At 74.8% G+C, this 8,168-nt stretch carries 7 protein-coding genes; 5 read left to right on the top strand and 2 right to left on the bottom strand.

The genetic code is table 11. From position 1 onward, the window contains the following. The 3 genes from ACFRQN_RS11465 to ACFRQN_RS11455 all read left to right on the top strand — a co-directional run. Positions 1–670: ricin-type beta-trefoil lectin domain protein (locus ACFRQN_RS11465; RefSeq protein ID WP_380739928.1), on the top strand; the 670-nt coding region annotated here is incomplete at its 5' end. 323 nt (positions 671–993) lie between these two features. Beyond that, positions 994–2,190: a HEAT repeat domain-containing protein gene (locus ACFRQN_RS11460; protein ID WP_380739926.1), complete on the top strand. Its 1,197-nt coding sequence runs from the start codon at positions 994–996 to the stop codon at positions 2,188–2,190. 410 nt (positions 2,191–2,600) lie between these two features. Continuing rightward, positions 2,601–3,512, top strand: a complete 912-nt coding sequence (locus ACFRQN_RS11455; protein WP_380739924.1) for a TIGR04222 domain-containing membrane protein — start codon at positions 2,601–2,603, stop codon at positions 3,510–3,512. A 278-nt stretch (positions 3,513–3,790) separates the two neighbouring features. On the opposite strand, the gene ACFRQN_RS11450 is transcribed toward ACFRQN_RS11455, so the two are convergent. After that, positions 3,791–5,023 carry an alpha/beta hydrolase family protein gene (locus tag ACFRQN_RS11450; protein ID WP_380739922.1) on the bottom strand — a complete coding sequence of 411 codons (1,233 nt, stop codon included), beginning with the start codon at positions 5,021–5,023 and terminating at the stop codon, positions 3,791–3,793. Between the two features lie 264 nt (positions 5,024–5,287). On the opposite strand from ACFRQN_RS11450, the gene ACFRQN_RS11445 reads away from it, so the two are divergent. Together ACFRQN_RS11445 and ACFRQN_RS11440 are read left to right on the top strand one after the other, a co-directional pair. Beyond that, positions 5,288–6,478 carry a sensor histidine kinase gene (locus tag ACFRQN_RS11445; protein WP_380739920.1) on the top strand — a complete coding sequence of 397 codons (1,191 nt, stop codon included), beginning with the start codon at positions 5,288–5,290 and terminating at the stop codon, positions 6,476–6,478. Continuing rightward, positions 6,475–7,146 carry a response regulator gene (locus ACFRQN_RS11440; RefSeq protein WP_380739918.1) on the top strand — a complete coding sequence of 224 codons (672 nt, stop codon included), beginning with the start codon at positions 6,475–6,477 and terminating at the stop codon, positions 7,144–7,146. The genes ACFRQN_RS11445 and ACFRQN_RS11440 overlap by 4 nt, the downstream gene beginning before the upstream one ends. 199 nt (positions 7,147–7,345) lie before the next feature. Here ACFRQN_RS11440 and ACFRQN_RS11435 read toward each other — a convergent pair whose 3' ends face one another. Then, the gene (locus tag ACFRQN_RS11435; RefSeq protein ID WP_380739916.1) at positions 7,346–8,098 is read right to left on the bottom strand and encodes a hypothetical protein; all 753 of its coding nucleotides are present in this window, start codon (positions 8,096–8,098) and stop codon (positions 7,346–7,348) included. Positions 8,099–8,168 lie beyond the last annotated feature (70 nt).

The following is an 8,168-nucleotide window of genomic DNA, read 5'->3' as shown; positions in this document are numbered from 1 at the left end:
GAACGTCGCCGGTGCCGGGCCGTGGAACAACGGCAACCCGGTCATCCTCTTCGACTGCGTCGCCTCCGCGGGCAACGAGAAGTTCGAGTGGACCGCCGACGGCCAGCTGCGCAACCCCGCCAGCAACCGCTGCCTCAACGTCTTTGGCGCCGGCCCGTGGGCCAACGGCACACCGATCGTCCTGTGGGACTGCGTCGCCTCCGCGGGCAACGAGAAGTTCCAGCTCGTCGCCGACAACGAGATCCCCCACCCGGTCGGTCGGATCAAGAACCCTGCCAGCGACCGTTGCCTCAACATCTCGGGCGCCGGCCCGACCTGGCCGAACAGCACGCCGATCATCCTGTTCGACTGCAACGGCCAGAACAACGAGCTGTTCCAGCTCACCGCCGACGGGCAGCTCTACAACTACACCAGCAACCGCTGCCTGAACGTCGCCGGTGCCGGGCCGTGGAACAACGGCAACCCGGTCATCCTCTTCGACTGCGTCGCCTCCGCGGGCAACGAGAAGTTCGAGTGGACCGCCGAGGGCCAGCTGCGCAACCCCGCCAGCAACCGCTGCCTGAACGTCGCCGGCGCCGGCCCGGTCTGGAACAACGAAACCCCGATCGTCCTGTGGGACTGCACCGGCGACCCGAACGAGAAGTTCCAGCTCATCGCCGTACAGGCCTGACCGCAACCCCGGATCAAGAGTGGTGGGGTGGCCGTGGCCGGATGCCGCGGTCACCCTTCCGGTTTCGGCTGTTTCAGCGGTGGGCGGCCCGTGGAACGCGCCGTCGCCCCACCGTCGGCGGCGAGGTACCGCGCGGACGTGAGGTCCCGGATGGATTCGCTCTGGGGCGCGGTCCTGCCGCCGTCGTCCTGCCGTCGCCGCCTCGTCGCGCCGGCGGAACCTGGGGCGGAGCCTGTTCCCAAAGATCCGGGCACCATCTGGCCAGGTCAGGAATCGAACGTCGAATCGCAGGGCGGACTCCCGGTGTGCCAGGATCTGCTGCTGTGACCCGCGATCCTCTTGCCGGCCTGGACGATGTGCCCTGGGCCCAACTGCAGCACTCCTATGGCAAGGCCGACGATGTACCCGGACATCTCCGGGCGATGCAGACGGGGGATCGGGAGGGCCCGTACCCGTCGAGCGCGCTGCTCGCGAACAAGATCGTGCACCAGGGCACGCGGTCGCAGGCCGCGGTGCACACCGTCCCTTTTCTCGTGCGGATGGCGCTCGACCCGAGATCGGTCGACAGGCATCGGTTCGTCGGTCTGCTGGTCGCCATCGAGATCGGGCTGGACAACAACCATCTGCCGAACGGCTACAACCCTCGGGAAGACCGCGACTACCTGGCAAGGATGCGAGGCGAGGCCGACGACTGGGCCCGGTGGATCGCCGAGGCCGCGGACGACGAGCAGCGCAAGCAGCGCGAGGAGGGCTGCGAGCAGGTGCTCATCGACGCCGAAGCGGTGGTGGTGTGCTACGACGCCGTGCGGGAGGCGCTTCCCGCACTCGCCGTCCTGCTGACCTCGAACAGCCCTGAACTGCGCGCCGAGACGGCGAACCTGCTCGCGTGGTTCCCCGAGTCCGCGTCGACGTCGATCCCGCTGCTGAAGGCGTTCGTCGCCGACGAAGCCTCGCCGGGCGCCGCGGCGACGGGCCTGGTCGCCCTCGGGCTGCTCGGCGATCCGGCGGTCGTCCCCTTCGTCGAAAGCTACCTGGACAGCCCCGTCGTCGAACTGCGCTGGGCCTCCGCCTTCGCGTTGACCCGGCTCGGCATCGCCGGCCAAGCCGTCGTCGACGTGCTGGTCCGGGTCGTCGCCCGGCCGCCGGAAAGGACCGCGACGATGTCGTTCCTGAGTGGCTCCTACGGCGGCCTCGCAGTGACGGCCCTGGCCGAGATGCCCGAGGCCACGACGCTCCGGGCGGTCGATGCCATGCTGGCCGGCCTGGCTGACTGCGCGGGCGGCGAAAGGCAGGGCGACAGGTACTACATCACGCACATGCTGTTCACGGCGGTCTTCCCGGGCGAACCAGCCGAACCGCCGCAGTCCTTCGGGGACCTGAGTGACGTGCAGCAACGTGTCGTGCGGTTCGTCGCCGACCAGGACGACGCCGGCTGGCCGTACCACATGGCGGACGCCCTGAACCGGTGGAAGGTGCCGACCGGACACTCCGACCTGCGCGTCTACGTCGGGAGTGTCTAGGGCGTGTCTTCAAACTCGCGTCTGCGGGGCGACGCTCCCCCAGCCTTCGGCCGGGAGGTACCCCCACCGCAGTGGCTCCCTCCTCCGCCTTGCGATGCACACACCCCAACGCCGCCCCGCCCGCCCTCCGGGCGGACGACGGGAGTTCGACGACAGGCCCCAGGCCCGCCGACGGGTTGACCTCCGACGCCCGGCGCCGGTGGGACCGATCCGGCAGTGGAAACCGAAGCGCGGAGCTTCGCCTGAGCCTCTGCCCCCATCAGGACAACCCAGGACCGAATGCCTGGAGGCCGCCGTCCCGCGGGGTGATCGACGGCGTCCTGTGGGCAGGGCCGGGTGCCCGCCCTCGTCGACGGACTTGCCGGGCGGCACGGGACGTTCCCACACTTGAGTGATGCGAAGGGGGCGTCATGTGGGTGGTACCGGGCCTGCTGGTGGGGGCAGGGACGGCAGTGGCCGCGACCTGGCTGAATGCCGGCGTCTGGATGGGCAAGCTGTACGGCATCGAACGGCGCGCGAAGGGACGGGAGTTCGACCCCAGTGTGGAGGAAGTGGCCTGCCTGGCGGGCCACCTGGTGGAGCTGAGGCTTCTGAAGATGCACGACGCGGGCCGGATCGTCGTCTCCCGCTCGGGGGACGTCACCGCGACCGTGACCGCGACCGACCCGGAGGACTACTTCGAGGCGGCGGCCGTCCGCAGTCTCGGTCCCACCCGCACTGGTGACATGAGGACGCTGACCATGTGGTTGGACGACGACGCGCCGCCACACGCCGTGCGCCGCCGCCTGGTGGCAGCGGGTCTGCTCAATGACGCAAAGCTCCTCGACCGGGCGTCGCTGGCCGAGGAGTTGATGGTCCTGGTGTCCTTCGTGGTGGCCGCGGTGGGCGTGGCCGCCTTCGTGTACGCACTCGTGCGGGACGAGAGCTGGCTCCTCCCGCTGCTGGCCTTCTCCGTGCTGTTCGCGGTGGCCCGGCTGGCCGTCGCACTGGTGGACATGTACGGGGACTTCAGTCGGCACACCGGGCTCGGCTCCCGGGTGCTCTCCGAAGCCCGGTCGGCCGACCGTCGCGAGCACGGGCCCACGGCCGACCGTCGCGAGCACGCGCCGATGGCCGTGGCCCTGGTCGGGATGTCGGCCCTGCCGGCCGAGCACGCCCTGCGGGTCTGCCTCGAAGCCTCCCGCGCCCGTGCCTCGGCCCGAGCCCGGGCCAGCAGGAGCACCCGCCGCTCCCACAGCGGGGGCAGCTACAGCGGCAGGAGCTGCGGCAGCAACGGCCCGATCGGCTGCGGGACCAGTTGCGGATCGAACTGCGGCTCCTGACCACGGGAGAGTACGAGTCCCCGGCGGTGCTTCCGGGAAGAGCGGCCGGGAGATGTGGACACCCGTCAGCTCGACGCCAGGACGGGCCCGAAGCCCGTTCCGGGGCTCCGCACCTGATGGACCGAACGGGTGCGGTGGCGTGGGCGTCCCACATCGACCCGGGGGCCGGGCGTCTGGCGGATCCACTGGGCCGGGGGTGTGGCGGCCGGGACGGCGGCACGGTCACGGTGCTGCGGGTCGGGCCGTACCTGTGACGCGGTGTCGGCGGGCGGGCCGGTTCAGCGCAGCACCTCCAGCTCCGGCCAGTCGTCGCCGGGCCGGTCGAGGAAGCCGGTGGGCCGCCCCGTCAGGTACCGCGCGAAGAAGGCGGCGACGGCGGTGCGCTGGGCGGCCAGGGAGCGCCGGGGGTCGACGGTGCCGATGAGTCCGGCCGCGTCGGGGACCGGGAGGCGGTGGACGAGCTGGGGCAGGAGGACCTGGAGGTCGGTGTACGAGCCGTGGGCGGCGTTCCGCAGCCGCAGGGCATGCCGCAGGCCGGTGGACGCCGCCCAGCACGAGGCCCAGCTCGGTTCGGTGCGCAGGGTCTTCGTACCGGAGGCCATCAGCAGGAAGGGCTTGGCGAGGCCGCTGTCGGCGACGGGTCCGAGGAGGGCACCGTCGAGGTCGGCCGCCGCGCGGACGCGGGGCTCGTCGTGGGCGAGCTGGGCGGCGACGGAGCCGCCGAGGGACTGCCCGAGCACGCCGGTCCTGGCCGGGTCGGCGGCTTCGGCGAGCCCGTTCGGGAGCGGGTCGGTGCCGGTGTCGGGGCGGTCCCCGCGGGCGAGCCGGTCGAGTGCGCCGAGGACGAAGCGGGCGTCGGCGAGGCGGGCCCGGGAGTGCCCGGCGAGGAGGGCGGCGACGACCTCCGGGGTGAGCTCGTCGGGGAGCGGGAGGGCGCGTTCGACACGGCCGCCGGGGAACTCGACCTGTTCGGCCTCGTACGTGGAGTCGAGGGTGACGACGAGGTGGCCGCGGCTCGCCAACTCCTCGACCAGGGTGGTGCCGAGGGCGCGCGTGCCGCCGTCGCCGGGGGAGAACAGCACCACGGGCAGCCGGCCGGCGCGGCGGGCGACGGGCGCGCCGGTGCGGGCGTGGGTCCTGATCCCACGCCAGTCGGCGGCGCCGGCGGGGACACCGAGGGCCGGTGCGGAGTGCGCGTCCCAGTCGGCCGCCGCGGCCGGGGGCAGCCAGGGGGCCGTCGGGTGCCCGGCGCCGGGTTCCGCCGGGTACCAGAGGCCGGCCATGAGCTCCCGGTAGGGCTTGGCGGGGAGGAGGGGGTCGGGGCGGCTGTCGTCGACCAGGTGCAGCGCGACGGTGCCGACGGGCCAGGGCCCGGTGGGCGCGGGCAGGCACAGCGGGACGGGGGCGGCGGGGCCGTGTCCCCCGGCCGGGGCGGCGGCCACGGTGGCGAGCGCGGCGACGCCGAGCGTGCCGAGCAGGGCGCGGCGGGTCGGGGGCATGGTCGGGGGCATGGCGCGTACTCCTCGGGTGGTGCGGCTGCGGGGTCGCCACCAGGGTTCCGCCGCCGGGGGGTGCGGGGCGCCCTGCCGGGGGACGATCCCGCCGGTGGGCACGGGTCGCCCCGGCGCGCGTTCGCTCCTCCGCGCGGAGGAGCCCCCGGTGTCCCGGGGTCTCCCTCGATGTCCGCCGGCGGGCGGACGCCTTCGCGGGTGCGAGGGCCCTACCGTGGGGCTCCGGCGAGGACGCCGGACGACGCGGACGCGAGGACGGACACGATGACCGAGACCGGCGCGGTACGGACGGGCCCGCCGGGAGCCCTCGCCCGGCTGCCGGGGCGGGTGCCGCCCCTGGTGGCGGACGCCGCGCTCGCGGCGGCCCTGTTCCTGATGACACTCGGGCCGGGGCGGGTGGCGAACGGTACGGGCTTCGCGCTGCAGACCGCCCTGGTGCTGCCGTTGGTGTGGCGGCGACGGGCGCCCCGGGCCGCGTTCGGGGCGATCGCCGCCGCGGCGCTCGCGCAGTGGCTGCTGGGCGTTCAGCTGCCCGCCGACGCGGCGTTGCTGGTCGCCCTCGGGACGGTGACCGCGCGGGCGCCGTACCGGTCGGCGTGGGCGGCGGCTCTGGTGGCGGCGGCCGGGGCGGTGCTGGCGGCGGCGCGCTGGGCGCCCGAGGGCCGGTTCCCCGCCTCGGCCGCCGCGATGACGGCGGCGGTCGCCGCGAGCGCGCTGCTCGGGGCGAACGCCCGGATCCGGCGGGCCGCGCGGGCGGAGCGGCTGGCACGGCTGGAACTGGACCGCGACGAGCGGGAGCGCCGGGCGGTGGAGGAGGAACGCGCCCGGATCGCACGGGAGTTGCACGACAGCGTGACGCACGGCCTGTCAGTGGTGGTAGCGCTGGCGGACGCGCTCGGGCACGCGAGGCCGGCCGACGCCACCATCGTGACGGCCCGGATCGCGCAGACCGGGCGGCAGGCGCTGACCGACATGCGGCGGGCCCTGGGCCTGCTCCAGGACACCGGTCCCGACGCCGGCCCCCACACGGGGCCCGGGGACGACCGGCGGTCGCCGCCGGGGATCGGGCAGCTCAGGGCGCTGTGCGAGCAGATGGCGGCGGCGGGCCTCGTGACCCGGCTGCGGGTGGACGGCGAGGCCGCCCGGGTGCCGGCCGCGGCGCAGCTGACGGTGCACCGGCTCGTCCAGGAGTCGCTGACCAACGCGCTGCGCCACGCGCCACAGGGGTCGCGCGCCGAGGTGCGGGTGTCCTGCGCACCGGGGGCGGTCACGGTCGAGGTGACCGACGACGGGCGGGCCGCAGGGACCGGGCGGCCGGGCTCCGCCGGGTCCGGGCGGGGTCTCACGGGGATGCGGGAGCGCGCCGCGGCCTTCGGCGGGGCGCTGGAGGCGGGCCCGCGGCCGGGCGGCGGCTGGCGGGTCTTCGTACGGCTGGATCCCGGGGGCGCGCCGTGAGCGTCCGGGTGCTGCTGGTGGACGACGAGGAGCTGCTGCGGCTGGCGTTCGGCATGATCCTGCGCGCCGAGCCGGACATGGAGCCGGTCGGGGAGGCGGCCGACGGGGCGGCGGCGGTGGAACTGGCGCGGCGGCTGCGGCCGGACGTGGTGCTGATGGACGTGCGGATGCCGGGCACCGACGGCATCGGGGCGACCCGGCGGCTGCTGCGCGAGGTGCCTGGGACGCGGGTGCTGGTGCTCACGACCTTCGACCTGGAGGCGTACGCCGTCGAGGCGCTGCGCGCCGGGGCCTGCGGCTTCCTGCTGAAGAACAGCCGGCCGGAGGAGCTGCTGGGGGCGATCCGCGACGTGGCCCGGGGGGACGCCGTGGTCTCCCCTCGGGTGACCCGGCTGCTGCTGGACCGCTTCGCGCACCGGCTCCCCGCCGCCGGAGACGGCGGCGGCGGGGGCGACGCGGAGCGGCTGTGCGTGCTGACCGCGCGCGAGCGGGAGGTCCTGCTGGGGGCCGCCCGCGGCCTGACCAACACGGAACTCGCCGCCGCCCTCGGCCTCGCGGAGCCCACGGTGAAGAAGCATCTCGGCCGGGTCATGGCCAAGCTGGGCCTGCGGGACCGGGTGCAGGCGGTGATCTTCGCGTACGAGTGCGGGCTGGTCGGGCCGAGGTAGGCGCGGGCGGCCGCCGCCCGGCCGCCGTCCCCTCCGCCGCCGCTCGGCCCGCCGGGAGCCGCTGGCGCGCCCGTGGCGAAGCAGCCCGTCCGGGCGCACGGTGTCTTCCCTGCCTTCGGCGAAGTGGTGGGTGGTCAGCGGGAGCACGGCCTGCCGACCCCTTGGATCCCGCCGACCTCTCGGGGCCTGCCGGACCCGGCTACGGCCGGTACCGGTCGGCGAGGTCGCCGTAGCCGCCCGCTGTCCAGACCGTCTTGCGGAACTCCGCGAGGCCGAGCGACCCGGCGCCCTGGCCGGCGGTGGGCGGGAAGTGCGTGGTGCCGCAACGGGCGCAGTACCAGGCCTGGTTCCAGAGCCGTTCGGCCCGGGGCCGGCCTGCCAGGTGCCGCCGCCTGGCGAGGAACAGCGCGGTCGCGCCCGCCAGCAGGGCGATCGCGACGGCCAGGATCAGACACGACCCCCAGAGCGGGACCAGCGCGTCGTTCGCGTCGGCGAGCGCGGCCGCCGTGTCCGTGGCCGGGGAAGCCGGAGCGGCCTTCGGAAGGTCGCCCGGGAGGAGGTCGGTGGGGAAGTCGTTCGGGAACCCCGGGTGCGCGGTCACCCAGTCCGGCGGCGAGAGGTCGGGCTTCCGGGTGACGGGCGCGTTGCGGGCCATGGTCCCCTGGACGAAGGTGAAGACCGCCCCGACCAGTGTCACGAAGCCCAGGGGCGCCAGCGTCTGGACCGCCGTGCCGACCGCGGGCGGCGCGGGCGCCAGGGCCCGGCCGAGGGCGGAGACCTCCTCACGGGTCTCAACGCGGCCGTCGCGGCCGGAGGAGCGCACGGTGACGTTCCGCCGCTCGCCCAGGTGGACCGCCGGCACACTGCGGACCTGGTCGGTCAGCGCGCAGCTCGGGCAGGGCGTCAGGGCACCGGGCGGCGGTGGCGCAAAGACGGCGTCGTTGATCGGCATGTACGGAAATCCCCCCAGGAGCACGATGGTCGGGCGACCGTTCGTATCCGGGTGGACGCAGCCGCACGGC

Source organism: Kitasatospora sp. NPDC056800 (genome assembly GCF_042789775.1).
In the GTDB taxonomy this organism is placed as follows: domain Bacteria; phylum Actinomycetota; class Actinomycetes; order Streptomycetales; family Streptomycetaceae; genus Kitasatospora.
Note: the sequence above shows the minus strand (reverse complement) of the source record. Positions and strands in the feature narration are given on the sequence as shown.